This is a genomic window from Mesorhizobium silamurunense (assembly GCF_014843825.1).
GTDB classification, from domain to species: domain Bacteria; phylum Pseudomonadota; class Alphaproteobacteria; order Rhizobiales; family Rhizobiaceae; genus Mesorhizobium; species Mesorhizobium silamurunense.
Genome location: NZ_JHQR01000165.1, coordinates 1 through 25217, shown reverse-complemented (window position 1 = coordinate 25217; position 25217 = coordinate 1). Strand labels below are relative to the sequence as shown.

Annotated in this window: 26 protein-coding genes; 13 read left to right on the top strand and 13 right to left on the bottom strand. The window is 64.2% G+C overall.

Annotated elements, in window-relative coordinates:
- Positions 1 to 49 precede the first annotated feature (49 nt).
- A complete protein-coding gene (locus DH10_RS18725; protein ID WP_192385224.1) occupies positions 50 to 709 on the bottom strand; it encodes a glutathione S-transferase family protein in 660 nt (219 codons plus the stop codon).
- 170 nt (positions 710 to 879) lie between these two features.
- Between DH10_RS18725 and DH10_RS18720 the strand changes: the two genes are divergently transcribed.
- Positions 880 to 1059, top strand: a complete 180-nt coding sequence (locus DH10_RS18720) for a CsbD family protein (protein WP_192246244.1) — start codon at positions 880 to 882, stop codon at positions 1057 to 1059.
- A 17-nt stretch (positions 1060 to 1076) separates the two neighbouring features.
- Here the strand turns inward: DH10_RS18720 and DH10_RS18715 are convergent, their stop codons facing one another.
- The gene (locus tag DH10_RS18715; protein WP_192246303.1) at positions 1077 to 2210 is read right to left on the bottom strand and encodes a metallophosphoesterase; all 1134 of its coding nucleotides are present in this window, start codon (positions 2208 to 2210) and stop codon (positions 1077 to 1079) included.
- A 147-nt stretch (positions 2211 to 2357) separates the two neighbouring features.
- On the opposite strand from DH10_RS18715, the gene DH10_RS18710 reads away from it, so the two are divergent.
- Positions 2358 to 2951 (top strand): hypothetical protein, encoded by a 594-nt coding sequence (locus DH10_RS18710; protein ID WP_192246246.1) that lies wholly within the window; start codon positions 2358 to 2360, stop codon positions 2949 to 2951.
- Between the two features lie 58 nt (positions 2952 to 3009).
- On the opposite strand, the gene DH10_RS18705 is transcribed toward DH10_RS18710, so the two are convergent.
- Complete coding sequence (locus DH10_RS18705; RefSeq protein WP_246505942.1) at positions 3010 to 3669, bottom strand: TetR/AcrR family transcriptional regulator; 660 nt, start codon at positions 3667 to 3669, stop codon at positions 3010 to 3012.
- A gap of 168 nt (positions 3670 to 3837) precedes the next feature.
- Here DH10_RS18705 and DH10_RS18700 point away from each other — a divergent pair, with 168 nt between their 5' ends.
- Entirely contained in the window at positions 3838 to 4656 is an 819-nt protein-coding gene (locus tag DH10_RS18700; protein WP_312891228.1) for an NIPSNAP family protein, read from the top strand.
- Here DH10_RS18700 and DH10_RS18695 read toward each other — a convergent pair whose 3' ends face one another.
- Positions 4657 to 5499: an alpha/beta fold hydrolase gene (locus tag DH10_RS18695; protein ID WP_192385223.1), complete on the bottom strand. Its 843-nt coding sequence runs from the start codon at positions 5497 to 5499 to the stop codon at positions 4657 to 4659.
- Positions 5496 to 6434: a choline ABC transporter substrate-binding protein gene (gene choX / locus DH10_RS18690; protein ID WP_192246250.1), complete on the bottom strand. Its 939-nt coding sequence runs from the start codon at positions 6432 to 6434 to the stop codon at positions 5496 to 5498. Before choX ends, DH10_RS18695 begins: the two co-directional genes overlap by 4 nt.
- A 74-nt stretch (positions 6435 to 6508) precedes the next feature.
- On the opposite strand from choX, the gene betI reads away from it, so the two are divergent.
- Together betI and DH10_RS18680 are read left to right on the top strand one after the other, a co-directional pair.
- The gene (gene betI / locus DH10_RS18685) at positions 6509 to 7159 is read left to right on the top strand and encodes a choline-binding transcriptional repressor BetI (protein WP_192246252.1); all 651 of its coding nucleotides are present in this window, start codon (positions 6509 to 6511) and stop codon (positions 7157 to 7159) included.
- Positions 7160 to 7245: 86 nt separating this feature from the next.
- Positions 7246 to 8022, top strand: a complete 777-nt coding sequence (locus DH10_RS18680; RefSeq protein WP_192246309.1) for an SDR family NAD(P)-dependent oxidoreductase — start codon at positions 7246 to 7248, stop codon at positions 8020 to 8022.
- Here DH10_RS18680 and DH10_RS18675 read toward each other — a convergent pair.
- Entirely contained in the window at positions 8007 to 8978 is a 972-nt protein-coding gene (locus DH10_RS18675) for a LysR family transcriptional regulator (RefSeq protein ID WP_192246254.1), read from the bottom strand. The two genes, DH10_RS18680 and DH10_RS18675, sit on opposite strands and share 16 nt — an antisense overlap.
- 105 nt (positions 8979 to 9083) lie before the next feature.
- Between DH10_RS18675 and DH10_RS18670 the strand changes: the two genes are divergently transcribed.
- The 4 genes from DH10_RS18670 to DH10_RS18655 all read left to right on the top strand — a co-directional run bounded on the left by DH10_RS18670 (position 9084) and on the right by DH10_RS18655 (position 12507).
- Positions 9084 to 9563 (top strand): cupin domain-containing protein, encoded by a 480-nt coding sequence (locus tag DH10_RS18670; protein WP_192246256.1) that lies wholly within the window; start codon positions 9084 to 9086, stop codon positions 9561 to 9563.
- Positions 9564 to 9826: 263 nt separating this feature from the next.
- Entirely contained in the window at positions 9827 to 11224 is a 1398-nt protein-coding gene (gene fumC, locus DH10_RS18665) for a class II fumarate hydratase (RefSeq protein WP_192246258.1), read from the top strand.
- A 231-nt stretch (positions 11225 to 11455) separates the two neighbouring features.
- Positions 11456 to 11878 (top strand): DoxX family protein, encoded by a 423-nt coding sequence (locus tag DH10_RS18660; protein ID WP_192246260.1) that lies wholly within the window; start codon positions 11456 to 11458, stop codon positions 11876 to 11878.
- A gap of 206 nt (positions 11879 to 12084) precedes the next feature.
- Positions 12085 to 12507 (top strand): DoxX family protein, encoded by a 423-nt coding sequence (locus DH10_RS18655; RefSeq protein WP_192246262.1) that lies wholly within the window; start codon positions 12085 to 12087, stop codon positions 12505 to 12507.
- Positions 12508 to 12510: 3 nt separating this feature from the next.
- Here the strand turns inward: DH10_RS18655 and ppx are convergent, their stop codons facing one another.
- Together ppx and DH10_RS18645 are read right to left on the bottom strand one after the other, a co-directional pair.
- On the bottom strand, positions 12511 to 14046 hold the full coding sequence (gene ppx, locus DH10_RS18650; RefSeq protein WP_192246264.1) for an exopolyphosphatase: 1536 nt from the start codon (positions 14044 to 14046) through the stop codon (positions 12511 to 12513).
- On the bottom strand, positions 14043 to 16238 hold the full coding sequence (locus DH10_RS18645) for an RNA degradosome polyphosphate kinase (RefSeq protein ID WP_192385222.1): 2196 nt from the start codon (positions 16236 to 16238) through the stop codon (positions 14043 to 14045). The genes ppx and DH10_RS18645 overlap by 4 nt, the downstream gene beginning before the upstream one ends.
- A gap of 245 nt (positions 16239 to 16483) precedes the next feature.
- On the opposite strand from DH10_RS18645, the gene DH10_RS18640 reads away from it, so the two are divergent.
- Positions 16484 to 16729: a zinc-finger domain-containing protein gene (locus DH10_RS18640; protein WP_192246266.1), complete on the top strand. Its 246-nt coding sequence runs from the start codon at positions 16484 to 16486 to the stop codon at positions 16727 to 16729.
- A 28-nt stretch (positions 16730 to 16757) separates the two neighbouring features.
- Positions 16758 to 17993, top strand: a complete 1236-nt coding sequence (locus DH10_RS18635) for an FAD-dependent monooxygenase (RefSeq protein WP_192246268.1) — start codon at positions 16758 to 16760, stop codon at positions 17991 to 17993.
- An 11-nt stretch (positions 17994 to 18004) separates the two neighbouring features.
- Here DH10_RS18635 and DH10_RS18630 read toward each other — a convergent pair whose 3' ends face one another.
- From DH10_RS18630 to DH10_RS18610, 5 genes are all read right to left on the bottom strand, one after another.
- Positions 18005 to 18670 carry a TIGR02117 family protein gene (locus tag DH10_RS18630; RefSeq protein WP_192246270.1) on the bottom strand — a complete coding sequence of 222 codons (666 nt, stop codon included), beginning with the start codon at positions 18668 to 18670 and terminating at the stop codon, positions 18005 to 18007.
- Positions 18671 to 18772: 102 nt separating this feature from the next.
- On the bottom strand, positions 18773 to 19576 hold the full coding sequence (locus DH10_RS18625; protein WP_281396720.1) for an amino acid ABC transporter ATP-binding protein: 804 nt from the start codon (positions 19574 to 19576) through the stop codon (positions 18773 to 18775).
- Positions 19577 to 19590: 14 nt separating this feature from the next.
- A complete protein-coding gene (locus DH10_RS18620) occupies positions 19591 to 20748 on the bottom strand; it encodes an amino acid ABC transporter permease (protein ID WP_192246272.1) in 1158 nt (385 codons plus the stop codon).
- A 4-nt stretch (positions 20749 to 20752) separates the two neighbouring features.
- Positions 20753 to 21940 carry an amino acid ABC transporter permease gene (locus DH10_RS18615; protein WP_192246274.1) on the bottom strand — a complete coding sequence of 396 codons (1188 nt, stop codon included), beginning with the start codon at positions 21938 to 21940 and terminating at the stop codon, positions 20753 to 20755.
- A 64-nt stretch (positions 21941 to 22004) separates the two neighbouring features.
- Entirely contained in the window at positions 22005 to 23033 is a 1029-nt protein-coding gene (locus tag DH10_RS18610; RefSeq protein ID WP_192246276.1) for an amino acid ABC transporter substrate-binding protein, read from the bottom strand.
- Between the two features lie 557 nt (positions 23034 to 23590).
- Here DH10_RS18610 and DH10_RS18605 point away from each other — a divergent pair.
- The gene (locus DH10_RS18605; protein ID WP_192246278.1) at positions 23591 to 24763 is read left to right on the top strand and encodes a cystathionine beta-lyase; all 1173 of its coding nucleotides are present in this window, start codon (positions 23591 to 23593) and stop codon (positions 24761 to 24763) included.
- Between the two features lie 230 nt (positions 24764 to 24993).
- A partial coding sequence (locus DH10_RS18600; RefSeq protein WP_192385221.1) for an HPP family protein occupies positions 24994 to 25217 on the top strand: 224 nt, incomplete at its 3' end.

The following is a 25217-nucleotide window of genomic DNA, read 5'->3' as shown; positions in this document are numbered from 1 at the left end:
AGAGCAGTTGACGCAGTTGCAGCCAAAACCGCTGCGCCCTGGAATTGCTCTAATCCTGCTCGTGCGGGCCCGGCTCCGGCCAAGGTTCCCTGGCGGCCTCCGCGTACCAATGCCGCATTGCCGGCGTCGCCAGCACAGCATCGACATAGGCGCGGGTGACGGGCGTGAGCGCGCCGCCATAGGTGTCGAAGCGGGTGACGACGGGCGCATACATGGCATCGGCGGCGGTGAAATGGCCGAACAGGAACGGGCCGCCCTGGCCATATTGCTCGCGGCATTGCCGCCAGATCGCCTCGATGCGCGCCCGCTGCGCCTCGCCCTCGGCATCGAGCGGCTTATGGCCCTTCGGCCGGCGCAGATTCATCGGCCAGCCATAGCGGACCTCGCGGAAGCCGGAATGCATCTCGGTCGCCACCGAACGCGCCAAGGCACGGGCGCCGAGATCGTCCGGCCACAGTTTCTTCTCCGGAAAAAGGTCGGCCAGATATTCAAGGATGGCAAGGGTTTCCCAGACGATCCTGCCATTATGATTCAGGACCGGCACCAGTCCTGTCGGCGAAATCTTAGCGAGGTTGGCCGCGGTGTCGGGCGTGCGCAGCCGCACGAAGCTTTCCTCGAAGGGGATTTCCAGCTGCCGCATCGCCACCCAGGGCCTAAGCGACCAGGACGAAAAGCATTTGTTGCCGATGAACAGAGTGAAGTCAGGCAATGCGTTCCCCGATTTGATGCCACCTAATGATCGCGCAGCGGCCGACAAATCCTTCGCTGGGCGTATGTCTGTTCCCTCGCCACACTACTCGCGAACCCAACTCGACCACGCGGAACCCGGACACCCATCAGCACGTTTTGTTGGCGATTGAATCTCCGGGAGATGCGGAGATGATGAACATGGACCAGATTGCGGGTCTCGCCAAGCAGATCAGAGGCTCGGTCCTGCAGACCCTAGGCAAGGCTACAGGAAACCGTCCGATGCAGATCAAGGGCATGGCGGACAAGGCCACGGGCAAGGTGCAGAAGGCCTGTGGCGATATGAAGGCCATGTGCAAAAAGGCGATGTGATTTGCAAGCCGTCGCGCTCACGCCTCAAACGTCTTTGCAAAGGCATTGGTGAAGACGACCTCGCCGTGGTCTCCAGCCGCCTCGCCCAGGACCACGTCCATGTGGTCGTCGGTCACGCGCGCCAGCGCGAAGCCGCCCATAAAGGCGGCCTTCGGCTTGACGAGATCGAGCCCGTCGCGCTGGTAGATCATCGGCGCTGCGTGCTGATGGCCGTGGAAAATCGCGATCACATTGTAGCCCTTCAGCGCGGCGATGAGCGCCTGGCGGTCGGCCTCGCCCCACCAGTGCGGCCGGCCGGCGCCGTCGTCGTCATAGGTGCGTTTCACCGGATCCCAGCGCTCGACGGAGAAGGTGTCCCAGCCATAATGCTGGAAGAGGACCACCGGACGGCCGTCGCCGGCATAGGTCGCCAGATCCTGCTTGAGCCAGGACAGGCTGCTTATCGCGCCATGGCCGGTGTCGCCTGCGAAGCGATGCGTCTGAACGAGATGCAGGCCACCCCAATCCCAGGAATAGCAGTCGGTGCCGACATCGTAGTTGGTCGCCGGCACCGGCGGTTTGAAGAAGATGCCGGGGCGATGGTTGACCTCGACATAATCGCGCATCTCGCGGCGGTACCAGTCGACATGGCGCTTCGGTCCATTCTGGTCGAGATCGTGGTTGCCAAGCCCGACATAGACCGGGATATGCACGCGATCAGGGCCGATGCCTTGCTGATAGCGCTGGCTGAACTGCAGAAGTTGCGTGCCCTCGCTCGGCAGCGTGATCTGGCCGCCGCCGTCGTCAGTGATGTCGCCGCCGGTGACGAGGCCGAGCGGCGTGCCGATGCGCCTGCCCGCCGAGCGCAGGCCGGTGGCCGCGCCGTTGATCTCGGTCGGCCACTCCTTGTCGTCGATTGCGTTGAGTGCCGCCACATTACGCAGCAATGCAGCGTCGGTCTTGCCCTCCTGCTCGCAATGCGGGCTCAAGCCGCTCGCCATGCGACAGGCATGGATATCGGCGATGAACAGGAAGGTGGCGTCGATCGGTTGGATGCGCCGGCCGGTCTGAGCGAAGGCGGCGCCAGGCAAAACGCAAGTCGCGGCAAGGCCAGCCGCCCGAGCCAGGAAATCGCGGCGGGACAACAATGCCGAGGACAGGCGATTCATCATCGCTCGATTGAACATTTTCAGCGCCGGATCGTCCAGATCGGCGGCCCATAGACTTTTCAAGCCATGGTTGAATCGTGAAGGGCACTTGGGTCGACAGCGCGGTGAGGCTCTGTCATTCCTTCCAGAACGCATCCAGGGGAGAAAGGCATGAAACCCATGACGACCGGCATGGCGCTCGCCATGCTTGCACTCGCCGGCACCGCTGAGGCGGCCGACTGCGTCGACGCCAAATCCGCCAAGGCCGGCTTCGTGCTGGAGAAGCGCGGCATCCGCAGCGAGTTCCGGCCGGCGCCGGGCGGCATGGTCGCGGTCGCCAACAACTACCAGTCGCAGTCGCCGCAGACGCAATATCTCTATGGCGGGCTGGTCGAGGTGTTCCGCGACAGCGACACCGGCCGGCTGTCGATGATCCCGCTCGGCGACCTCAAGAAACTGTTTCCGCTCAAGGCGGGCGCCAAGAGCAAGACCGAGTTCGTGCGGCTCTCGTCGAAGAAGGCGCCGAAGAGCACCGAGACGCTGGCGCTCGCCGTCAAGGGCAAGGAGACCTACAAACTGGGCGACTGCAAATACAACGTGCTGGCGGTGAACGAGACGCTGACCGGCGATTCCGGCGCGGTGATCGACAGCTTCACCGCGCTCTATTCGCCCGACCTGCAAGCGGTGCTGGCGCGGCGATACGACGAGAGCACGAGCGCCCAGAGCGAAGTGGGATTCGAGACGATCGAGCCGCTGAAGGAGTGAGGCCGACTTTACGGCATCGACGAGGCGATCCTTTGCACCCGCCTCGGTCCCGCCGGCGTCAGCGGATGGTCTGCCGCCGCAACACCTTGCGGCGTCGCCTGGCCGCCGAACCGTGCTGTGATGGCGGGGGCTCGACCCGCTCCAGCCCCGCCAAGCACTCCCGCAACACACCGGCATCCTGCGCCGTCTTGGCAATCGACATGGCGCCGGAATAGGCGGCGACGGCGAGCGCCGCGAAGCGATCCGGATCGGTGCCGCCCTCCCCGCCAGTCTCTTGGTCGGCGCGCACCTTGTCGGCGATTGCCCGCCGCCAGCCGGCGAAGATGTCGGCCAGCGCAATACGAAAATCGGCATCGGCGAGCGACAGCTCATGCGCTAGGTTGTTGAGCGGGCAGCCGCGCACATAGCCCTGCTGCTCGAGCTCCGCCGCAACCGCTTCAAATACTGTGCGAACCCCTTCGCGAGCCGAGGGTGCCGCCAAGACCGGCTCGACCCAGGTCTCTTGAACCGCTGCCGCCACGCGCTCCTCGATCACCGCCAGCGCCAGCGCCTTCTTGGTCGGGAAATGGTGGTGCAGCGCCCCGCCGGTAACGCCGGCCGCCGCCATCAGATCGCCGAGGCTGGAGGCGTGATAGCCGCGCGCCTGGAAAGCGTCTTCCGCCACGTCGAGCACGCGGCGGCGCATGCCTTCGGGGTCGTTGGTGCGTTTCTTGCGCATCGCCATCTCCCCTTCTCCCCTTGTGGGAGAAGGTGCCTGAACGAAGTGAAGGCGGGGTGCTCCAGCTTGGCAAAGACGGCGATCCGTCCAGCACCCCTCATCCGACTTGGCGCTGCGCGCCAATCCCCCTTCTCCCACAAGGGGAGAAGGAAAAGGAAAGATATCAGATTGACAAAACAGGGCAACCGGTCTGTTTATAAACAGGATGATCATCCTGTTTTGGAGTCGGCAATGAACTTCGCTCGAAACGACACGTCCCCTCGCCTTGCCTCGCCGGTAGTGGAACTTCGCCAATACACGCTGAAGCCCGGCCGGCGCGAAACGCTGGTCCCGCTTTTCGACCGGCAATTCATCGAGAGTCAGGAAGCCACGGGCATGACCGTCATCGGCCAGTTCCGCGATCTCGACCGCCCCGACATGTTCGTCTGGCTGCGCGGCTTTGAGAACATGGAGGCAAGGAAGAACGCGCTCACCGCCTTCTATGGAGGGCCGGTCTGGGCCGAACATCGCGACGCCGCCAATGCGACGATGATCGATTCCGACGATGTGCTGCTTCTGAAGCCGGCATGGCAGGGCGCGGGCTTCAACCTGTCGGGACTGAAACGACCGGCCGCGAGCGAAGCCGAAAACAAAAGCCGGAATGGTCATTTAGACGGCATTGTTGAGATACAGAATCACCATTTGCGCCCGGGCATGGAAGCTGACTTTGCCCGGGGGTACCTGGCGGAAGCGGTTCCGCAACTCACGGCAAATGGCGTACGGCTGCTCGGCGCCTTCGTCAGCGAGCATGCCGAAAACACCTTTCCGCGGCTGCCTGTGCGAGCCGGCGAAAATGTCTTCATCGGCGTCACCGGTTTCGATGACGAAGCCGCCTATGCCCGTTACAGCGCCGCCCTCGCTGCTTCGCACGAAACCACGCAGGCCGATCGCACAAAGCCGGCCGAGACGTTGCGCCTGACGCCCACGGCCCGATCGCTGTTGAGGTGATCACGCTTCCGCGTTCTCCAACATCCTGGCGATCGCGTCGGCGATAAAGGCCGGCTCCTCCCAGTGCGGGTTGTGACCGCAATCCTTCGCCCAGAGGAGACGTGATCCGGCCAGCGCCTCAGCCAAAGCCTGCTGGTGTGCCTTGCCGAAGAGCGGATCGCCGGTACCCGCAATGATCAGCGTCCGGGCCTGCACGGCCCGCGCCGCGGCCCCCAAGTCCGTCCGGCGGATTTCTACCAGGATGGCGCGCCAGCGGGCCGCAGGCATCGCCGAAGCGTCTTTCGCGATGCCGGCAAGAAAGGCCTGCGGCACGCCAGGCCCGCAGGCGTGCCACCAATCATAGAACGGATCGGTCGGCGAGATCGGGTCGCGCAGTGCCGCCACACCGGCAACCAGCGGATTGCACGGCGCGAAATCTGCCTTTAGCGTCCCGGCCAGGACGACCAGCCCCCCGACCAGTTCCGGATGACGCGCGGCCAGTTGTATGGCGACCATGCCACCCAACGAATGGCCGACAACGACCGGCCGGGCGAGCCGCAGGCTCCGGATCAGCCCGGCAATGTCTTCGGCGAAATCGGCAACGGCGCAGCCCTTCCCCGTCTGCGAAGCGCCATGGCCGCGCAGGTCCGGCATGATCAGCCGCCGGCCGGAAAGATGCGGCGCCAGCAACGAGAAACTGCGGCTGGTATCGGTGAAGCCGTGCACCAGGACGAGCGGCGGCTCCGAACCGCCGACCTCGACATAGGCAAGATCGAGTCCACCGACATCGGCGAACCGCTTGCGGCCGGCCCAGGCGCCCTGCTCAGCCTCCTGCGCCGGCAGATCCAATGCCGCCGACCTCACAGTCCGAGCTTTTCCTTGACCGCGGCAAAGCCGGGCTTGCCGTCGAAAGTGCTGACCCCGGCGAGCCAGGCGTCCAGCCGGTCCTTGTTCAAGGTGATCGACTTCAGGGCGCCTTCCTCTGGCTTCATGCCGTCATTGATGAGGTAGCCCATGCCGACATTCTCCAGATCGATGTCGAAGGTGAGGTTCTTCAGGAATTGCGCGACGTTCGGGCATTCCTGCAGGTAGCCTTTGCGCACCTGCGTCGTCACAGTCGCGGCACCGAAATTCGGGCCGAAGAACTTGTCGCCGCCGGTCAGGTACTTGAAGTCGTACATCGTATTCATCGGATGCGGCGCCCAGCCCTGGAAGACGATGAACTGCTTCTCCTTGATCTCGTAGCCGACCTCCGAGAGCATGCCGGCTTCACTCGACTCGACCACCTGCCAGCCGTCGAGGCCGAACTTGGGATCGGCGATGGCGTCCATCATCAGTTGGTTGGAACCGGGCTCGATGCCGTACATCTTCTTGCCGAACTTGTCGGCGAACTTGTGCAGGTCGGACAGATCCTTGACGCCGGCTTCCCAGACATAGGTCGGCACGGCGAAGGTGTATTTGGCGCCAACCAGATTGACGCGCACATTCTCGATCGAGCCGTCCTTCTTGTAGGGCTCGTAGTAGGTGACCATGGCCGGGTCCCAGTAGCCGAGGAACAGGTCGAGGTCTTTGTTCTTCATGCCTTCGTAGATGACGTTGATGCCAAGCACCTCGCTCTGCGGCTCATAGCCGAGCGCCTGGAGCAAGACCTTGGCCACGCCCGTGGTGAAGGCCAGATCGTTCCAGCCGGGCTCCGCCATGCGGACCACCCTGCACTGATCCGCTTCGGCCGCGTAAGCCGATTGAGCGGCCAGCATCAAGGCAGCGAGGCAGACGCCTTTAGCAAGCAAGCGCACCATTCCGGTTCTCCTCATATTGACCGTTTGGTCATATTATTGTCCCACTGGTCAATCATTGATCTGAGCGGGCGAAAATGTCAACATGGATTCGCGATGCATGGATCGATCCGGTGAAGCTCACGCGTCTCAGCGACATCCGCCGCAAGGAGTTGCGGCAGGCGGCCTTCGTGGTGCTCGAGCGCGAAGGCATTGCCGGCGCGACTCTGGAAAAGGTCGCGGCCCAGGCCGGCGCCTCGAAAGGCATCGTGCTGCATTATTTCCGCAACAAGCAGGAATTGTTCGAGCACGCGATGCGCGAGGCAAATGCGGTGCTGTGCAACGCGGTGGTGGCGCGGCTCAAGCGGGCGCGGACCCCAATGGAGCGGCTGGACGCGGTGATCGAGGGCAATTTCGAGGAGCACCTGTTCCTGCCGCCGCTCTGCCACGCCTGGCTGTCGCTCTGCGCCGAGGTGCCGCGCGACGAGAAGCTGGCGCGTATCCAAAGGGTGATCCACGCGCGCATGCGCTCGAACCTGTTGTCCGGCCTGCGCGGCCTCGCTTCACCGGAGGTGGCCGAGGAGATCGTGCTTGGCGTCACCGCGCTGATCGACGGGCTGTGGCTGAGGCTAGGCCTGCAGCCGGGCAGCGTCTCGCGCGAGCGGGCGGTCCGCCAGGTCAAGGACTACGTCGCCGGGCGCCTTGCCACGCGCCAGCCGGCGCCTGTCGGCTTGGCCTCGGCGGGATAAAGTTCATACCCGGCGATAGGCCTTCGGGTTGACCGCCCGCGTCATTCGGCGCTGCACTCCTGCACGGCAGCTGCAGGAGCATGGCTATGCGACTTCACGGCAAGCGGGCGTTGGTCACCGGCGGTTCGGACGGCATCGGGCTGGCGATTACGGAGGCGTTTGTGCGCGAAGGCGCGGACGTGCTGATCGTCGGCCGCGACACCGGGAAGCTTGAAGCCGCGCGCGACACGCTGGCCGCGGAAGCGAAAGGCGGCGCCCCGGTCGAGACGCTCTCGGCCGACCTTGCGACCAGCGCCGGCATCGATGCTGTCGTCGGCCATGTCGCGGGTTCCGGAAGGCCGCTCGACATCCTCGTCAACAATGCCGGCGTCGCCTATTTCGTGCCGTTCGAGACCGTCAGCGAGGTTGAGTTCCAGCATTCCTTCGCGCTCAACGTCACGGCGGCGTTCTTCCTCGCACAGCGGCTGTTGCCGCATTTCAGCGCCAACGCCTCGGTCATCAACATCTCGTCCTACTTCGCCAACAAGATGATCCCGAAGCGGCCGTCGAGCCTCTATTCGCTGTCCAAGGGCGCGCTGAACTCGCTCACCAAATCGCTCGCCTTCGAGCTTGGTCCGCGCGGCATCCGCGTCAACGCCATCGCACCCGGCACCATCGACACCGCCATGCGGCGGAAGTCGATCGTCAACCTGCCGCGGCAGGCGCAGGACGAGCTGAATGCCTATGTCGAGCGCAGCTATCCGCTCGGCCGCATCGGGCGGCCCTCGGATGTTGCCGGCATGGCGGTCCATCTCGCCAGCGACGAGGCCGCATGGACCAGCGGCGGCGTCTTCGCGGTGGACGGCGGCTACACGGCGGGGTGATCTCCGACTTCATCATCCAGCTTACGGAATCCAAGCGCTTCGACCTCGGCGAGGACCTGCTCGCGGATCCAGCGATGCGGCGGCTCGTCATCGTGGCGAGCGTGCCAGTACATCCTGATCTCCGGCACGGCGATGCCGAGCGGCGGCTCGTGGAGCACGATCGGCAAGCTCCTGGCCGCCGAGACCGCGAATTGCCTGGGGACGGCGGCAACGTAATTGCCGCTGGCCACGGCCAGCGCGACGGCCTGGAAATGCGGCAAGGCGAGCGTGACCCGGCGCTTTCGCCCGATCCGATTGAGCGCCTCGTCGGTGGAGCCCGACATCGAACCGTCGATGGAACGAAGGACATGAGGCAGGTCGCAGAACAGATCCATCGTCAGAACTCCGCCAGCCGCGATCCCGGCCTGCCTGATCGCGGCGTTGTCCCTTGCGGCAATGATCACGAACGGCGAATGGAATAAAGGCGTGCTGGAGATCCAGTCGGCAACCTCAAGCGGACGCTCAAGCGCGGCGTCGATCTCATCGTCCTGGAGAAGTTTTGAAACGTCGCCACGCGCGCTGTCCAGGAAGCGCAGCGACACGCCGGGCGCCATCGTTGCGACGCGCGCGGCAAAAGGCGGCATCAGGAGCATGGAGAAGAAATCGGCGCCCATGAAGGTGAAGGTTCGCTCGAGCTTCGCGGGTTCGAACTGGCTCGCCGGCTGGAAGGCGCGCTCGATCTCGCGCAGCGCCGCGCGCACCGGCTCCGCCAGGCTTTCGGCGCGTGGCGTCGGCACCATGTCGTTGCCGCGGCGCACGAAAAGCTGGTCGTTGAGCGCATGGCGCAGGCGATTGAGCGCCGCGCTCACGGCGGGCTGGCTGAGGCCGATCTGCTCGCCGGCGCGCGTCACGCTTTTCTCGCGCAGCAGTGCGTCGAGGACTCTGACCAGATTGAGGTCGAGCGCATTCAAATTCATCGCATCAATTCGCCCCATACGATCATTCGATTTCCGCCGCCCGCCTGTCCCTGGTTAGGTTCCATTCGACGCCGCTTCGCCGGCACCCAACGCAGGGGGGCAACCATGACAATGATCAACAGCACCATCGCAGGCAAGGAACTCCTTTGGTTCAACAACACCCTCGTCGCCATCCAGGTCTCGTCGGCCGACGGCGAGGACGGCATCTGTGTCATCGAGCACCGCCTACCCTACGGCGATTCCCCGCCGCTGCATGTGCACCGGAACGAGGACGAGGTGTTTCATATCCTGGAAGGGCGGATGCGGTTTCAGATTAACGGCCATGAGCGGATCGCCAGCGCCGGCGAAACGATCATCGCGCCGAAAGGCCTGCCGCACACATACAGGGTCGAATCTCCGGAAGGCGCCCATACGCTCACGGTGACGCGCGGCCCGGATTTCGAGACGATAGTGCGCCTGGCGAGCCGGCCGGCAGAACGGCCGGAGCTGCCTCACCCGGCGGCGCCGACGCCGGAGATGATCGCAGCGCTGACAAGACTGTGCGGGGAGAACGGCATCGATCTCGTCGGGCCGCCGGTGGGGTGAGCCTTCCCTTCTCCCCTTGTTGTGGGAGAAGGTGTCGCCGAAGGCGACGGATGAGGGGTGTTCCAGCTTGGCGACGACGGCGATCCGTCCAGCACCCCTCAACCGTCTCGGCGCTGCGCGCCGATCCACCTTCTCCCACAAGGGGAGAAGGAAGAAGCGCCATTTCAAACCGATTTGCATCGCCCTCGCCCGCAATCTCCGCTTGATGCCATTTGTGCAACGCGATACGCCCTTGCGCAAAATCGACAGACCGGAGATTTCCCGTGAGCGCTGAAAAGACCAGAATCGAAACCGATACGTTCGGTCCAATCGAGGTGGCGGCCGACCGTTATTGGGGAGCGCAGGCGCAGCGTTCGCTGGGCAATTTCAAGATCGGTTGGGAGAAGCAGCCGGCTTCGATCGTCCGCGCTCTGGGCATCGTCAAGCGCGCGGCGGCCGAAGTGAACATGGAGATGAAGCGGCTCGATCCGGCCATCGGCAAGGCGATCGTGGACGCCGCGCAGGAGGTCATCGACGGCAAGCTCGACGAGCATTTCCCGCTGGTCGTCTGGCAGACCGGTTCGGGCACGCAGTCCAACATGAACGCCAACGAGGTGATCTCGAACCGGGCGATCGAGATGCTCGGCGGCGTCATGGGCTCCAAGAAGCCCGTGCATCCCAACGATCACGTCAATATGAGCCAGTCGTCGAACGACACCTATCCGACGGCCATGCACATAGCCTGCGCCGAGCGGGTCGCGCACCATCTGATCCCTGCCCTGCACCACCTCCACAAGGCGCTCGACGCCAAAGCCCGCGCCTTCAACCACATCATCAAGATCGGCCGCACCCATACGCAGGACGCCACCCCCCTCACGCTCGGCCAGGAATTCTCCGGCTATGCAGCGCAGGTCGCGTCGTCGATCAAGCGCATCGGGCTGACGCTGCCCGGCCTGCAGGAACTGGCGCAGGGCGGCACCGCGGTCGGCACCGGTCTCAACGCGCCCGTCGGCTTCGCCGAGAAGGTGGCGGATCGTATCGCCGCCATCACCGGCATCTCCTTTGTGACGGCGCCGAACAAGTTCGAGGCGCTCGCGGCGCATGATTCCATGGTGTTCTCGCATGGCGCGATTAACGCGGCGGCCGCGGCGCTGTTCAAGATCGCCAACGACATCCGCCTGCTTGGCTCCGGCCCGCGCTCCGGTCTCGGCGAGCTCTCGTTGCCGGAAAACGAGCCGGGCTCCTCGATCATGCCGGGCAAGGTCAACCCGACCCAGTGCGAGGCGCTGACGCAGGTCTGCGTGCAGGTGTTCGGCAACAACGCCGCGCTCACCTTCGCCGGCAGCCAGGGCCATTTCGAGCTCAATGTCTACAACCCGCTGATGGCCTACAACTTCCTGCAGTCGGTGCAACTGCTTGCCGACGCCTCGTTTTCCTTCACCGACAATTGCGTGGTCGGCATCGAGGCGCGGGAAGACAACATCAAGGCGGCGCTCGAGCGTTCGCTCATGCTGGTAACGGCGCTCGCCCCCACCATCGGCTACGACAACGCCGCCAAGATCGCCAAGACCGCGCACAAGAACGGCACGACGCTGCGCGAGGAGGCCCTGGCCACCGGGCTGGTCAGCGAAGCCGACTACGACCGGCTGGTGCGGCCCGAGGACATGACCCATCCGGGATAGTCAATTCCGGGAAAGTGCCTCGCGGCTTTCCGTCCGCGCCAACCAGAAACCCCTCATTTGGCGGCGGGACAATTTGCTCCCGCAGCCGATTCCGGCGACATGAATTTCGCGCTGATCGCGCGATCGCAGAAATATAGAATCTGTGAACGATGTGTCGCCGCATAAGCAGCTTTGGTGAACAGTCTCCATCGTCTATCTGACTGGGCATTCAACCCCATTCGGAGAACCGCCATGTCCATCAACTCTTCCGTCGCCGGCAACGGCACCGCGTCCAACAGCTCCACCACCATCCTGCTCGGCCGCATCCTGCTTGCCGTCATCTTCCTGCTTTCCGGCTTCGGCAAGCTTACCGCCATTGCCGGCACCGCCGGCTATTTCGGCGCCCTCGGCCTGCCGCTGCCGACAGTCACCGCCGTTGTCGTCGGCCTGATCGAGCTGCTCGGCGGCCTTGCCATCCTCCTCGGCTTCCAGACCCGGATCGCCGCCTGGGTGCTCGCCATCTTCACGATCGCCACCGGGCTCGTCGCTCACACCGGCTGGGCCGACCAGATGCAGATGATCCAGTTCCTCAAGAACCTCGCCATCACCGGCGGCTTCATCCTGCTCGCCTCTTCCGGCGCCGGCGCTTATTCGATCGACGCCAAGCGCGGCTGAGCTTTGCTGGACGCGATTCCGGGCGGAAGGCTACGGCGAAGTCGCCGAGCCTGACCGCTCCACACTTTTCCTGGAATTGCTCCCCTCCCAAGCCTTAAACGCAAGCGGCGCGGAATTTTCCGCGCCGCTTTTTCGTTTTCTCAACTGCAGGCGTACACTGCACCGAGAGCCGGTACGATCCCGGGTATCGGCAAGGGAGGTGGCCAATGCCCCGCAACGCATTGCTTCTCGTCTCGCGGCTCCTGCTTGCCGCGCTTTTCGTGCCCTCGGGCTTCCAGGCGCTCACCAACATCGCCGGCACGACCAGCTATTTCGCCGACCTCGGCCTGCCGCTGCCGGCTTTAGCCGCCTGGGGCACCGGCCTGTTCGAGCTGATCACCGGCCTGCTCATCCTTGTTGGCTTCCAGACGCGGATCGCAGCACTTCTGCTTGCCGCCTTCTGCATCGTCGCCGGTTTCATCGGCCATTACGGCCAGGGGGCAGACGATGCGACTTTAGCCTTCCTGCACCGGCAGATGCTGATGAAGGACATCGCCATCGCCGGCGGCTTCCTGGCGCTCGCCATGGCCGGCGCAGGCGCCTGGTCGGCGGATGGACGTGGCTTCGACGTCGACGCGCAACTGACCTGACGACTACTTCACAGAAACGCTTGGACCGCCCTCGACCGCCAGCATCAGGCGGCGGTTGGTGATGCGCGCGAGCTGCGCCAGCCGGCCGGCGGGGCGTTCGCCATAGAGGGCGGCGAGCGATGCCGGCAGCACCAGCGCCAGCGCGCCATTGCCGCGGCTTTCCCATTTCAGCCGCGGCATCACACCCGGCATCGCCGCCGTCAGCAGGTAGACGACACGCATCATCGCCGCCAGCACACGCGCACGCTCGAGCACGCGCGGCGGCGCCAGCGCCTTGATCTCGGGCGCGATGCCGTCGTTGAAGACGCCGTCATGGCGGTAGGCGCTGGCCAAAGCCAGATAGGCGCGGCCCGGATGATCGACGCCGATGAAGGAGGCATGCGCGATGATGTTGAGCGACTGCCGGCCGCGATATTCCGGATGCGCGCGCCAGCCGATATCGGCAAGCAGGCAGGCGGCGTGGCGGTAGCGCGCCTCGTCCACCGTCTCGTCGATGCCGAAGGCCTTGAAGGCCTTGCCCGTCCATTCGACGAGGTCGTGCGCATGGTGGACCGAGCGCGAGCGCAGCAACGCAAGCTCCTCTGCCGCCGAGATCAGCGGATCGGCCTTCTGCTCGGCGGCGTCGAGCAACGAATAGAGAAAGCCCTCGCGCACGCCCTGCGCCGAGACGACGATCTTCGAGGGCTGCGTGGCCGCCATGATCTCCTGGAGCACAATGGCGCCGTAAGGCAGGAGCGAGCGGCGGTTCTTGGAAACGCCTTCGATGCCCTTGACCTTCTCGACTTCGCCCTTGGCCACCTGCCTGAGGAAGCTCTGCGCACTATCAGCCGATATCTCGTAATGATGCATGACGCCGAGCGGGTAGTTGGTCATCTCCATGTGGAGCCGCGCGAGGTTTCGCCAGGTGCCGCCGACGGCGTAGAAGACCCTGCCCTGCCCGCCCTTCAAGAGCTTCGCCCGCGCCAGTTCCTGGCGCGCTATCTTCTGCGCCTGGACGAGCGAGTTCTTCGCCATGTCCTGCAGGCGCAAGCCGCCGAGCGGCAGCGTGATGCCGTCGCCGATCGCTTCGCCATTGATGTCGATGAGCTCCAGGCTGCCACCGCCAAGGTCGCCGGCGATGCCGTTGGCCGGGTGGAAGCCGGAGATGATGCCGAGCGCCGAATAATGCGCTTCCTGCCGGCCGGAGAGCACGCGGATCTCGGTCTTCAGCACATCCTCGGCGCGATGGATGAAATCCGGGCCGTTGACTGCCTCGCGGGCGGCCGCGGTCGCCAGCACATACATGTGCTCGGCGCCGGCTTGATCCGAAAGCGCGCGAAAACGGCGGAACTCCTCCATCGAGCGCGTCACCGCCTCGGGATCGAGCTTGCCCGTCGAAACGATGCCGCGGCCAAGGCCGGCCAGCATCTTTTCGTTGAACAGCAGCGTCGGCGAGCGCGCCAGCCCTTCATAGACGACGAGGCGGATCGAGTTCGATCCAATGTCGATGATGGACAGCGGCCGCCGGTCCTGAAGCCGGCCCTGGGAAATTGAAATCACGCGGCGCCGTTCTTCTTCCGGCGCTTGAACTGGGCAATGCGCCTGGGCGCATGCGATTTCAGCGCGTCACCCCGTCCGGAAAGGCTCGGATTGGTCATGAAATATTCCTGCGCGTTGAACGGTTCCTCGCCCTCCTCCAGCGCGACGCGCCGGGAGGTGCCGTCAGCCAATACGTCGAAACTTTGCTGGTTGTCCATGATGTTGCCCAGCATGATCTGGCCAAGCACCTGTTCATGCACAGTCGGATTGGTGATCGGCACCAGGGTCTCGACACGGCGGTCGAGATTGCGCGGCATCATGTCGGCCGAGGAGATGTAGACGATCGCCTCGTCCGACGGCAGGCCGTGGCCGTTGCCGAAACAAAAGATGCGGCTGTGCTCGAGGAAGCGGCCGACGATCGACTTCACCCTGATGTTCTCGGAAAGCCCCGGCACCTGCGGCCTGAGACAGCAGATACCGCGCACGACGAGATCGATCTCGACCCCGGCGCGGCTGGCGTCATAGAGCGCGTCGATGACGATCGGGTCGACCAGCGCGTTCATCTTCATCCAGATGCGGGCCGGCCGGCCCTCGCGCGCGTGGGCGATCTCCTCGGAGATGTGCCTCAGGATGCGGTCGCGCAGCGTGAACGGCGACACCGCTAGACGCATCTCCTCGGCGGGCTCGGCATAGCCGGTGATGAAGTTGAAGATCTGCGCGACATCGCGCGCGATCGTCGGGTCGGTGGTGAAGAAGGACAGGTCTGTGTAGATGCGGGCGGTGACCGGATGGTAGTTGCCGGTGCCGAGATGCACGTAGTTGCGCAGCCGGCCGTCCTCGCGGCGCACCACCAGCGACATCTTGGCGTGGGTCTTCAACTCCAGGAAGCCGAACACGACCTGGACACCGGCGCGCTCGAGGTCGCGCGCCCAACGGATGTTGGCCTCTTCGTCGAAGCGCGCCTTGAGCTCGACAAGTGCCGTGACCGATTTGCCGGCCTCGGCCGCATCGATCAGCGCCCGCACGATCGGGCTGTCGTTCGAGGTGCGGTAGAGCGTCTGCTTGATGGCGACGACTTCCGGATCGGCCGCCGCCTGGCGCAGGAACTGCACCACGACGTCGAAGGATTCGTAGGGGTGGTGGACGATGATGTCCTTCTCGCGGATGGCGGCCAGGCAGTCGCCGCCATGCTCGCGGATGCGCTCGGGAAAGCGCGGGTTGTAGGGCGTGAATTTGAGGTCGTCGCGCGGGATGGCGACGATCTCGGAAATCTGGTTGAGCGCCAGCGGGCCGGTGAGCACGCTGATGCGGCTCGACGATACGCCGAGCTCGCCGGCGACGAAATCGCGCAGCTCGGCCGGCATCAGCGTGTCGAATTCGATGCGGATGACGGACCCGCGGCGGCGGCGTTTCAGCGCCGTCTCGAACAGGCGCACGAGGTCTTCCGACTCTTCTTCCACCTCGATGTCGCTGTCGCGGATGATGCGGAACGTGCCCGAGCCCTTGACCTCATATCCTGGGAAAAGTTTGCCGATATAGAGGCCGACCGCTTCCTCCAGCGGGATGAAGCGCACAAGACGCTTGCGGTCGGGCAGACGGATGAAGCGCCGCAGCGCCACCGGCAGGCGCAGCAGCGCGCTCATCTCCTCGCCGTTCTTGCGGTGGCGCAGTTGCAGCGCCATCGAGAAACCGAGATTGGGGATGAACGGGAACGGGTGTGCCGGGTCGATCGACAGCGGGGTCAGCACGGGGAAAACCTGCTCCTGGAAATGCTCCTCCAGCCAGGCCTTCTCGTCCTTGGTCAGGCCATCGCGGGCGATGCTTTCGATGCCTTCCTTGTTGAGCAGCTCCATCAGCGCCGACAGGCTCTTCTGCTGGTCCTCCTGCAGGCGCTCGACCTCGCGCAGCAATTGCTCGAGCTGCTGCTCGGGCGTGCGGCCGTCCGGGCTCTTCAGCACGATGCCTTCGCGCACCTGGCCGGCGAGGCCGGCGACGCGGACCATGAAGAACTCGTCGAGATTGGCGGCCGAGATCGACAGGAAGCGGACGCGCTCCAGCAATGGATGGCGCTCGTTCAGCGATTCCTCGAGCACGCGCCGGTTGAACTGCAGCCAGGAGAATTCGCGGTTGACGAAACGGTCGGGATTGCCGCCGTCCGGGCTTGCCGCCTCGACGGTGATGAACTCGCTCTGTACCGGCCTCAGTTCGCTCATGATTTCCCGCTCTTGCCCGCAACCGCCCTTTTCGAGCGCCATACACCGCCGGATGCGTTATGGACGCTCTAACACGCTTTTATGACGCATGATCCGTCATGGAATCGCTTCGGCTTCCCGAGTTCATGCGCTTAACCGGCTCAACTTATCCTCTGCCAGCCTTTTGCGACAGTTTCATTTCATCGATCTTGCAAACTGGCCGGTTATGATCCAGATGCAAACGGGCCGAACTGAAGGAGACGACGATGGCTGGCGGTTCCATTCCCCATTTCCAGAACGATGCGGGCCATCCGGTCATCGACATCGGCGTCAAGGAATTCATGTGCACCGGCGCCAATCCGCCCTTCGACCATCCGCATGTGTTCCTCGACATGGGCGACGACAATGAGAAGGTCTGCCCGTATTGCTCGACGCTCTTCCGCTATTCGCCGAAGCTGAAGGCGACGGAAACGGAGCCTGCCGGCTGCCTCTATATCGACCAGGCCGCCTGATCCGCAGATCATGGATGACTGCTAGATCATGAATGACACACGGTCCCGGCAGGTCGTCATCGCCGGGGCCGGTATCGCCGGTCTGACGGCAGCGCTTGCCTTTGCCGAGCGCGGCTACGCCGTCACGGTGCTGGAACAGGCCAGGCAGATCGAAGCGGCAGGCGCCGGCATCCAGCTCTCCCCCAACGCGACGCGCATTCTGCGCCAGCTCGGCGCGCTCGACCGGTTGCGGCTGAGCGCGATCAGGCCTAGAGCGGTGCTGCTGAAGGACGCCGCAACCTCGCGCGAGCTGGCTCGCGTGCCGCTGGGGCAGGCCGGCGAACAGCGTTGGGGCGCGCCCTATCTGGTGGCGCATCGCACCGACCTGCAAGCGGCGCTGACGGCGCGGGTGGCGGAGCATCCCAAGATCCAGCTCGTCACCGGAGCGCGGGTGACAGGCATCGCTGTCGCGCCGCAAGATATCGCCGTCACAGCCCAAAAGGACGGCGGCAGCATGGAGGTCGCTGGCGGCCTTCTGGTGGGCGCCGACGGCGTCTGGTCGTCGGTCAGGTCACAACTTGCCGGCAGGGACCCCGCTTTCACGAGAAGCCGGTTCTCCGGCGAGTTGGCCTGGCGCGCCACGGTGGCGGTGGAAAGCCCCGCCGGCGAGGCCTTTGCGGCGATCGGCGCCGCCGACTGCGTCACCACGTTCCTCCATCCTGGCTTCCACATGGTCGCCTATCCGGTGAGCAAGGGCAGCGCCTTCAACCTCGCCGCCTTCACCAAGGGCGGGCGTATCGCGGAAGGCTGGTCGGGCCATGCCGATCCCGCAATTCTCGCCAGCGCCATGCGCGGAACCTCGCCAGCGCTTGTAAGGCTTGCCGCCTTGGCCGGCCCATGGACGGCATTTCCGATCCACACCGTCGAGCAGCGGCGCTGGACGATGCCGGAAGGCATCGCGCTGATCGGCGACGCGGCGCACGCCATGACGCCCTTCGCCGCCCAGGGCGCAGCGATGGGAATTGAGGACGCCGCGATGCTCGCCGGCCTGGTCGCCGACTTCCCTGACGACCCCAGGCGGAGCCTCACCATCTGGGAAAATCTTCGGCGGCCGCGCATCGAGAAGGTGCTTAGGCGCGGCGCGCTCAACAGACTGGCCTGGCACGCCTGGGGACCGGTCGCAATCGCTCGGAATCTCATGCTGGCGACGCGGCCGGCGGAGAAGCTCGCGGCCGATCTCGACTGGCTCTATGGGTGGGAGCAGCGGAAGGTTGTGAGGCGGTAGCGCAATCGCCTTCAATTATACAGCCTCATCGACCATTCCAGCGACACCGGCAGCGGGTTCCACCAGCCGGTGCGCAGGCCGGCGGCGCGCAGTGCCTGCGCCGTCCAGCTGTTGCAGCCGACCAGTGCGTTGAAATGGCCGTTGGCCTCGTAAAAGCGGTCGAAGCTGGAATAGCCGGCATTGTCGATGGCCACCGGCCCGTTCGGCCCCTGCCGGAAGCTCGATTGAATGTAGTCGAGCAACGCCGAAAAATGCGTCTCGTCGATGTCGAAGCCGGCGACGTCCGGGTGCGGCTCGGCAATCGCACCGGCGACATCGACATGCATCACAGAGGCATCGAGCGTCAGCGCCTTGAGCACCGGCACCGCCTTCAATTCCGACCAGGTCGGCGTCTCCAGATAGAAGGCACGGCCGCCCCGGCCGAAAACGAAGTAGCGCGCCGCCGGTGAATCAACCGGCAGGCCGGAATCGGCTAGAAAATGGAAACGCCGGCGCACGCCGTCGTCGACCGGTATCGCGATGTCGGTATGGATCGGGTTCCTCAGCACCAGTATGCGCCGGGTGCCCTCGCCCGCGGCCGCCGCCGGCCAGAGCGGACGCGGCACCAGCGTGCCGAGCGTCACGGCAAGAAGCGCCGCGGCAACCAGCATGGCCAGGAAGCGCCAGAGTTTTCTCATCAAGGTGCGGCGCCCCCCGTTCAATCGAGCCAATCGATCGCCGGAATAACAAAAAAGCCCGGCCGTTTGCGGCCGGGCTTCGCGAATCGATATCCGATCCGCTCAGTGCAGGATCTGCGACAGGAACAGTTTCGTGCGCTCATGACGCGGATGATCGAAGAACTCGGCCGGCGTGTTCTGCTCGACGATCTGGCCCTGGTCCATGAAGATCACCCGGTTGGCGACCTTGCGGGCAAAGCCCATCTCGTGGGTGACGCAGAGCATGGTCATGCCTTCTTCGGCGAGGCCGACCATGGTCTCCAGCACTTCCTTGATCATTTCCGGGTCGAGCGCCGAGGTCGGCTCGTCGAACAGCATGATGCGCGGGTTCATGCACAGCGAGCGGGCGATCGCCACGCGCTGCTGCTGGCCGCCGGAGAGCTGGCCCGGGTACTTGTTCGCCTGTTCCGGGATTTTGACGCGCTTGAGGAAATGCATGGCGATTTCCTCGGCCTGCTTCTTCGGCGTCTTGCGCACCCAGATCGGCGCCAGCGTGCAGTTCTCCAGGATGGTCAGGTGCGGGAACAGGTTGAAGTGCTGGAACACCATGCCGACCTCGCGGCGCACCTCGTCGATCTTCTTCAGATCGTTGGTGAGTTCCTTGCCGTCGACGATGATCTTGCCCTTCTGGTGCTCTTCCAACCGGTTGATGCAGCGGATCATGGTCGACTTGCCGGAGCCTGACGGACCGCAGATGACGATGCGCTCGCCGCGCATCACCTTGAGGTTGATGTCCTTCAGCACATGGAACTCGCCATACCATTTGTGCATGCCGACGATGTCGATGGCGACATCGGTGGTCGAGATATGCATCTTCTTGGCATCGACCTTGATCTCTTCGGCGCTGACGGCGTTCTCGATGGCCATGGCCAAATCCCCTTTTATCGTCTGTAGCCGGTGTCGAGCCGGCGTTCGGTGTACATTGAATAGCGCGACATGCCGAAGCAGAACAGCCAAAACACGAAGGCGGCGAACACAAGGCCAGACCTGGCGGTCTGCGGCGTCGCCCAGTTGGCGTCTGACAGGTTCTGCTTGACCACGCCCAACAGGTCGAAGATCGAGATGATGAGCACCAGGCTGGTGTCCTTGAACATGCCGATGAAGGTATTGACGATAGCGGGGATGACCAGCTTCAACGCCTGCGGCAGCACGATCAGCCCCATCTTCTGCCAATAGCCGAGGCCGAGCGAATCGGCGCCCTCATACTGCCCCTTCGGTATCGCCTGCAGGCCGCCGCGCACCACTTCCGCCATGTAGGCGGCGGCAAACAGCGACACGCCAATCAGCGCCCGCAGGAACTTGTCGAAGGTGACGCCGGCCGGCAGGAACAGCGGCAGCATGACGCTGGCGAAGAACAGCACCGTGATCAGCGGGATGCCGCGCACGAACTCGATGAAGATGACGCACAAGAGCTTGACGATCGGCATTTTCGATCGGCGGCCGAGCGCCAGCACGGTGCCCAGCGGCAGCGACACGGCAATGCCGACGAAGGAAAGGCTGAGCGTGACCAGGAGGCCGCCCCAGCGCGAGGTTTCGACGACCGGCAAGCCGAACACGCCGCCGGACAGGAGGAAGAAGGAGACGACCGGCAGCGCCAGGAAGAGCAGGATCGCGTTCAGCCCCTTGCGCGGCACCCGCGGGATCAGCATCGGCACCAGCAAAGCCGCGAACAGGACGGCGACCAGGGTCGGCCGCCACCGTTCCTCGATGGGATAGGTGCCGAAGATGAACTGGCCGAACTTGGCGTTGACGAAGGCCCAGCAGGCGCCGGTCCAGCCGTCCGGCTGGACCCCGCCTTGCGCGGCGGTGGCGCAGACCGTGCGATCCGGCCCGGTCCACTGGGCGTTGATGAAGGCCCAGTTGATAACCTGCGGCAGGATCCAGGCGACGATGGCGATGCCGAGGATGGTGAGGATGGTGTCGCCGACCGAACCGACGAGGTTCTTGCGCACCCAGGCGATAGCGCCGCGCTCGCCAAGCGGCGCCGGCTCGGCCAGGGCCATCTCGGTGCGCACCCAGGAGGTGTCGTGTTCCTGCATGGCCCTATCTCTCCACCAGCGCCATCCTGGCGTTGACCACATTCATGACCGCCGAGGTCACGAGGCTCAGCACCAGATAGGCGATCATCATGATCAGCACGCCCTCGACCGCCTGCCCCGTCTGGTTGAGTACCGTGCCGGCGGTGGCGGTAAGGTCAGGATAGCCGATGGCGATTGCCAGCGACGAGTTCTTGGTCAGGTTGAGATATTGGCTGGTCAGCGGCGGGATGACGATGCGCATCGCCTGCGGCACCACGACGAGCCTGAGAATCGGACCGGAGCGCAAACCAAGGGCGCCCGCTGCCTCGGTCTGGCCCTTGCTGACGCCCCTGATGCCGGCGCGCACGATCTCGGCGATGAAGGCGGCCGTATAGCAGGACAGCGCCATGTAGAGCGACAGGAATTCCGGCTTGAGCTGGAAGCCGCCGGTGAGATTGAAGGTCGACTGCTTCGGGAAATCGAAGGTGAGGGGCATGCCGGCGAGCAGGAAGGCGAGCACCGGCAAGCCGACGATCAGCGCGACCGAAGTCCAGAACACAGGAAATTGCTGGCCAGTCGCCATCTGCCGCTGGCGCGCGCGGCGGGCGACGAACCAGGCCATGGCGAGCGCCACGACGAAGGCGACGGCAATCAGCCAGGAGCCCTCGCCCCAAACGGCGCGCGTAATATAAAAGCCGCGCTGGTTGAGGAAAGAACCGAACGGCAGATGGATGCTCTCACGCGGCGGCGGCAGAACGGCGAGAACGCCCGAATACCAGAAGAAGATGACCAGCAGCGGCGGGATGTTGCGGAAGATCTCGACATAGACCATGCATATCTTGCGGATCAGCCAATTCTGCGACAGACGGCCGATGCCGACGATGAAGCCGATGATGGTCGCGGTGACGACGCCGGCGGCCGCGACGATGATTGTGTTGAGCAGACCGACCACAAGGGCCCGGCCGTAGGTCGAATCGGACGTGTAGGCGATCGGCGTGTCCGAGATGTCGAAACCCGCCCTGCCCCTCAGGAACTGGAAGCCGGAGGCGATGTGCAGGCGCGTCAGGTTGTCGATGACGTTGTGGACGATCCACCAGATCGAGCCGAACAGCAGGATAATGACCAGCGTCTGGAAGAAAAGGCCGCGTATTTTCGGGTCATTGATGAGGGAGCCGCGGCTCGGCTCCTCACGAAGGATTTCCTGCGATGCCATGCGACCGTCCCCTGGAAAGAGAAACCGGGGAGGCAGACTATCTGCCCCCCGGATCACGTTTCGGTCAGCGGATCGGCGGAGCGTATTGCAGGCCGCCCTTGGTCCAAAGCGCGTTGATGCCACGCGCGATCTTGAGCGGGCTGCCCGAGCCGACATTGCGCTCGAACATTTCGCCGTAGTTGCCGACAGCCTTCACGATGTTCACGACCCAGTCGTTGGTGACGCCGAGATCGGTGCCGAACTTGCTGTCGGGTTCGGTGCCCAGGATACGCTGAACGTTCGGATCGGTCGAGGTCTTCAACTCATCGACATTGGCCTGGGTGATCCCGGCTTCCTCGGCGTTGAGCAGCGCGAAATAGGTCCACTTGACGATATGGTACCACTGGTCGTCGCCCTGGCGCACGGCCGGACCGAGCGGCTCCTTGGAGATGATCTCGGGCAGCACGACATGGTCGGCCGGCGCGGCCAGCGTCAGGCGGATGCCGTAGAGGCCGGACTGGTCCGTGGTGTAGACGTCGCAGCGGCCGGCGTCATAGGCGGCGTTGACCTCTTCCAGCTTCTCGAAGACGACGGGGTTGTACTCCATCTTGTTCTTCTTGAAGTAGTCGGCGAGGTTGAGCTCGGTCGTGGTGCCGCTCTGCACGCACACGGCGGCGCCCGAAAGCTGCAGCGCCGAATTGACGCCCGGCAGCTTCTTGGCGTTTATCATGAAGCCCTGGCCGTCATAATAAGTGGTGCCGACGAAGTTCAGGCCAAGCGCGGTGTCGCGATTGATGGTCCAGGTGGTGTTGCGCGACAGGAGATCGACCTCGCCGGACTGCAGCGCGGTGAAGCGCTCCTTGGCGCTGAGCGGCGTGAACTTGACCTTGGAGCCGTCGCCGAAGACGGCGGCCGCGACGGCGCGGCAGAAATCGGCATCGAGGCCCTGCCACTCACCCTTGTCGTTCGGCGCCGAGAAGCCGGCCAAGCCGGTGGACACGCCACACTGGATGAAGCCCTTCTGCTTCACGGTATCGAGCGTGGCGGCCGAAGCGGCCGAAGCCATCAATCCGAGCGCAGCCGCGCCAAAAATGCCGATTGCAATATGTTTCATGACCCACAGACCCTTTTCTGCTTTACAGGCGCCCCCTGCTTGCCAGGCAGCCCTGATCTTTTTTCGTTTGTGAATGCAGCTCCCATTTGGGCCCACTCCGGGCCCGCATCGTTTGACGATGCGCTGCCTCCCATTCACGAAACGCATCGAAGGCGATTATTCCTGTGAGGTCAAGGGAAATGACCGAATTGCGACGGGTTTGAAAACCGATCATCGCAAATGCACGAATTGCAGACAAAAGCGCCCGCCAATTGGTCAAGAGCTGCAACCGAAACCGGCAAGTCCGGCGCCGTGGAAATTTGAACGTTACGTGAGTTTCCGCCCTTACTACTGTCGCCGCCGACAGAAGGACTGGCGCGATTCATGGCCGAGAAGACAACAAAGCCTGCCTTTCAAGCCAAGTCCGCCGGAAGTGCGCAACGAGCGCAAACAATGAGCCGGCGAGCCGTTCATTTGGCCCATCCGAACACCGCCGCTTGGCGGATTCGGAGCGGTTGCGTGGCCGGTTCCACCGCTCTATGGCTGGGCTCCTGACACATTGCGACGAGCGACGAACCATGGCGACAGACGGCAGCAAGATCGGCATCAACACGCGGCTTGCCCATTCCGGCAACAACCCGCGCGACTATTTCGGCTTCGTCAATCCGCCGATCGTGCATGCCTCGACGGTGCTTTATCCCGACGCCGCCGCGATGGCCTCGCGCAGCCAGAAATACACCTATGGCACGCGCGGCACGCCGACCATGGATGCGCTGACCCTCGCCGTCGACGCGCTCGAAGGCTCGGCCGGCACGATAGCCGTGCCGTCAGGCTTGGCTGCGGTGACGATTCCCCTGCTTACCTTCGTCTCGGCCGGCGACCATCTGCTGATCGTCGATTCTGTCTATCACCCGACACGGAATTTCGCCGACACCATGCTGAAGCGCCTCGGCATCGAGATCGAATATTACGATCCGCGCATCGGCGCCGGCATCGCCTCGCTGATCAGGCCCAACACCAAGGTGGTGTTTACGGAATCGCCGGGGTCGAACACCTATGAAGTGCAGGACATTCCGGCGATCGCCAAGGCGGCGCACGCCGCCGGCGCGATCGTCATGATGGACAACACCTGGGCGACGCCGCTCTATTTCAAGCCGCTCGACTACGGCGTCGACATCTCGATCCATGCTGCAACCAAATACCCGGCTGGTCATTCGGACGTGCTGCTCGGCCTGGTCTCGGCCAACGAAGCCTGCTGGAAGAAGCTCTATGAAGGTTTCTGCACGCTGGGCTGCTGTTCAGGCCCGGACGACGTCTACCAGACGCTGCGCGGCCTGCGCACCATGGGGGTGAGACTCGAACACCACCAGAAGAGCGCGCTCGAGATCGCGCGCTGGCTGGAGGAGCAGCCGGGCGTGGCTGAGGTGCTGCATCCGGCGCTGGAGAGCCACCCCGACCACGCGCTCTGGAAGCGCGATTTCTGCGGCTCGAGCGGCGTCTTCTCCATCGTGCTGAAAGGCGGCGGTCAGAGAGAGCAGCACGCCTTCCTCGACGCGCTGACGATCTTCGGCCTCGGCTACTCCTGGGGCGGCTATGAGAGCCTTGCCGTGCCGGTCTTCCTTGGCGACCGCACCGTCGCCAAGGAAGATTATGCCGGGCCGCTCATCCGCCTGCAGATCGGGCTGGAAGATGTCGAGGACCTCAAGGCCGACATTTTGCGCGGGCTCAACGCGGCAGCAGCCACCGAGTAACGGGCTCAGCGCCTCGCAGCCGATTCCGTAAACGCTCGTAACGCCTTGACGCGATTGAGAAAGCGAAAGCCGCCGGCTGCATGCCGCCAAGGCGTCGCCGCGCAATAATATTCTTCCCGGCCGGGAATAAACGAATTGGTTTGGCTTCCAAATCCGTGGCTCTGGCGGCATTGCGAGTAGCGCAAATTCCACCCATTCGACAATTCAAGCTATTCGACCTGGGGCCTGCCATGGCGTTTCGCCTTTTCGTTCCGATCCTTGCCGGCGCAACGCTCCGCGAACGGCTCGCCGCCTGCATCGGCGCCACGATCGGCATCGCGCTGACCGGCGTGATCAGCGGGCTCGCCATGGGCAGCGGCCCGCATGTGGCGATGCTGGTGGCGCCGATGGGCGCTTCCGCCGTGTTGCTCTTTGCCGTGCCGTCGAGCCCGCTGGCGCAGCCCTGGTCGATCAT

Coding starts and splice junctions, on each gene's coding strand:
- betI (WP_192246252.1), top strand. CDS start 6,509: ATGTCAACATGGATTCGCGATGCATGGATCGATCCGGTGAAGCTCACG.
- DH10_RS18670 (WP_192246256.1), top strand. CDS start 9,084: ATGACAATGATCAACAGCACCATCGCAGGCAAGGAACTCCTTTGGTTC.
- DH10_RS18645 (WP_192385222.1), bottom strand. CDS start 16,238: ATGAGCGAACTGAGGCCGGTACAGAGCGAGTTCATCACCGTCGAGGCG.
- DH10_RS18630 (WP_192246270.1), bottom strand. CDS start 18,670: ATGAGAAAACTCTGGCGCTTCCTGGCCATGCTGGTTGCCGCGGCGCTT.
- DH10_RS18640 (WP_192246266.1), top strand. CDS start 16,484: ATGGCTGGCGGTTCCATTCCCCATTTCCAGAACGATGCGGGCCATCCG.
- DH10_RS18660 (WP_192246260.1), top strand. CDS start 11,456: ATGTCCATCAACTCTTCCGTCGCCGGCAACGGCACCGCGTCCAACAGC.
- DH10_RS18705 (WP_246505942.1), bottom strand. CDS start 3,669: ATGCGCAAGAAACGCACCAACGACCCCGAAGGCATGCGCCGCCGCGTG.
- DH10_RS18605 (WP_192246278.1), top strand. CDS start 23,591: ATGGCGACAGACGGCAGCAAGATCGGCATCAACACGCGGCTTGCCCAT.
- DH10_RS18610 (WP_192246276.1), bottom strand. CDS start 23,033: ATGAAACATATTGCAATCGGCATTTTTGGCGCGGCTGCGCTCGGATTG.
- DH10_RS18710 (WP_192246246.1), top strand. CDS start 2,358: ATGAAACCCATGACGACCGGCATGGCGCTCGCCATGCTTGCACTCGCC.
- DH10_RS18680 (WP_192246309.1), top strand. CDS start 7,246: ATGCGACTTCACGGCAAGCGGGCGTTGGTCACCGGCGGTTCGGACGGC.
- DH10_RS18655 (WP_192246262.1), top strand. CDS start 12,085: ATGCCCCGCAACGCATTGCTTCTCGTCTCGCGGCTCCTGCTTGCCGCG.
- DH10_RS18615 (WP_192246274.1), bottom strand. CDS start 21,940: ATGGCATCGCAGGAAATCCTTCGTGAGGAGCCGAGCCGCGGCTCCCTC.
- DH10_RS18635 (WP_192246268.1), top strand. CDS start 16,758: ATGAATGACACACGGTCCCGGCAGGTCGTCATCGCCGGGGCCGGTATC.
- DH10_RS18715 (WP_192246303.1), bottom strand. CDS start 2,210: ATGATGAATCGCCTGTCCTCGGCATTGTTGTCCCGCCGCGATTTCCTG.
- choX (WP_192246250.1), bottom strand. CDS start 6,434: ATGGTGCGCTTGCTTGCTAAAGGCGTCTGCCTCGCTGCCTTGATGCTG.
- DH10_RS18625 (WP_281396720.1), bottom strand. CDS start 19,576: ATGGCCATCGAGAACGCCGTCAGCGCCGAAGAGATCAAGGTCGATGCC.
- DH10_RS18675 (WP_192246254.1), bottom strand. CDS start 8,978: ATGAATTTGAATGCGCTCGACCTCAATCTGGTCAGAGTCCTCGACGCA.
- DH10_RS18620 (WP_192246272.1), bottom strand. CDS start 20,748: ATGCAGGAACACGACACCTCCTGGGTGCGCACCGAGATGGCCCTGGCC.
- DH10_RS18720 (WP_192246244.1), top strand. CDS start 880: ATGATGAACATGGACCAGATTGCGGGTCTCGCCAAGCAGATCAGAGGC.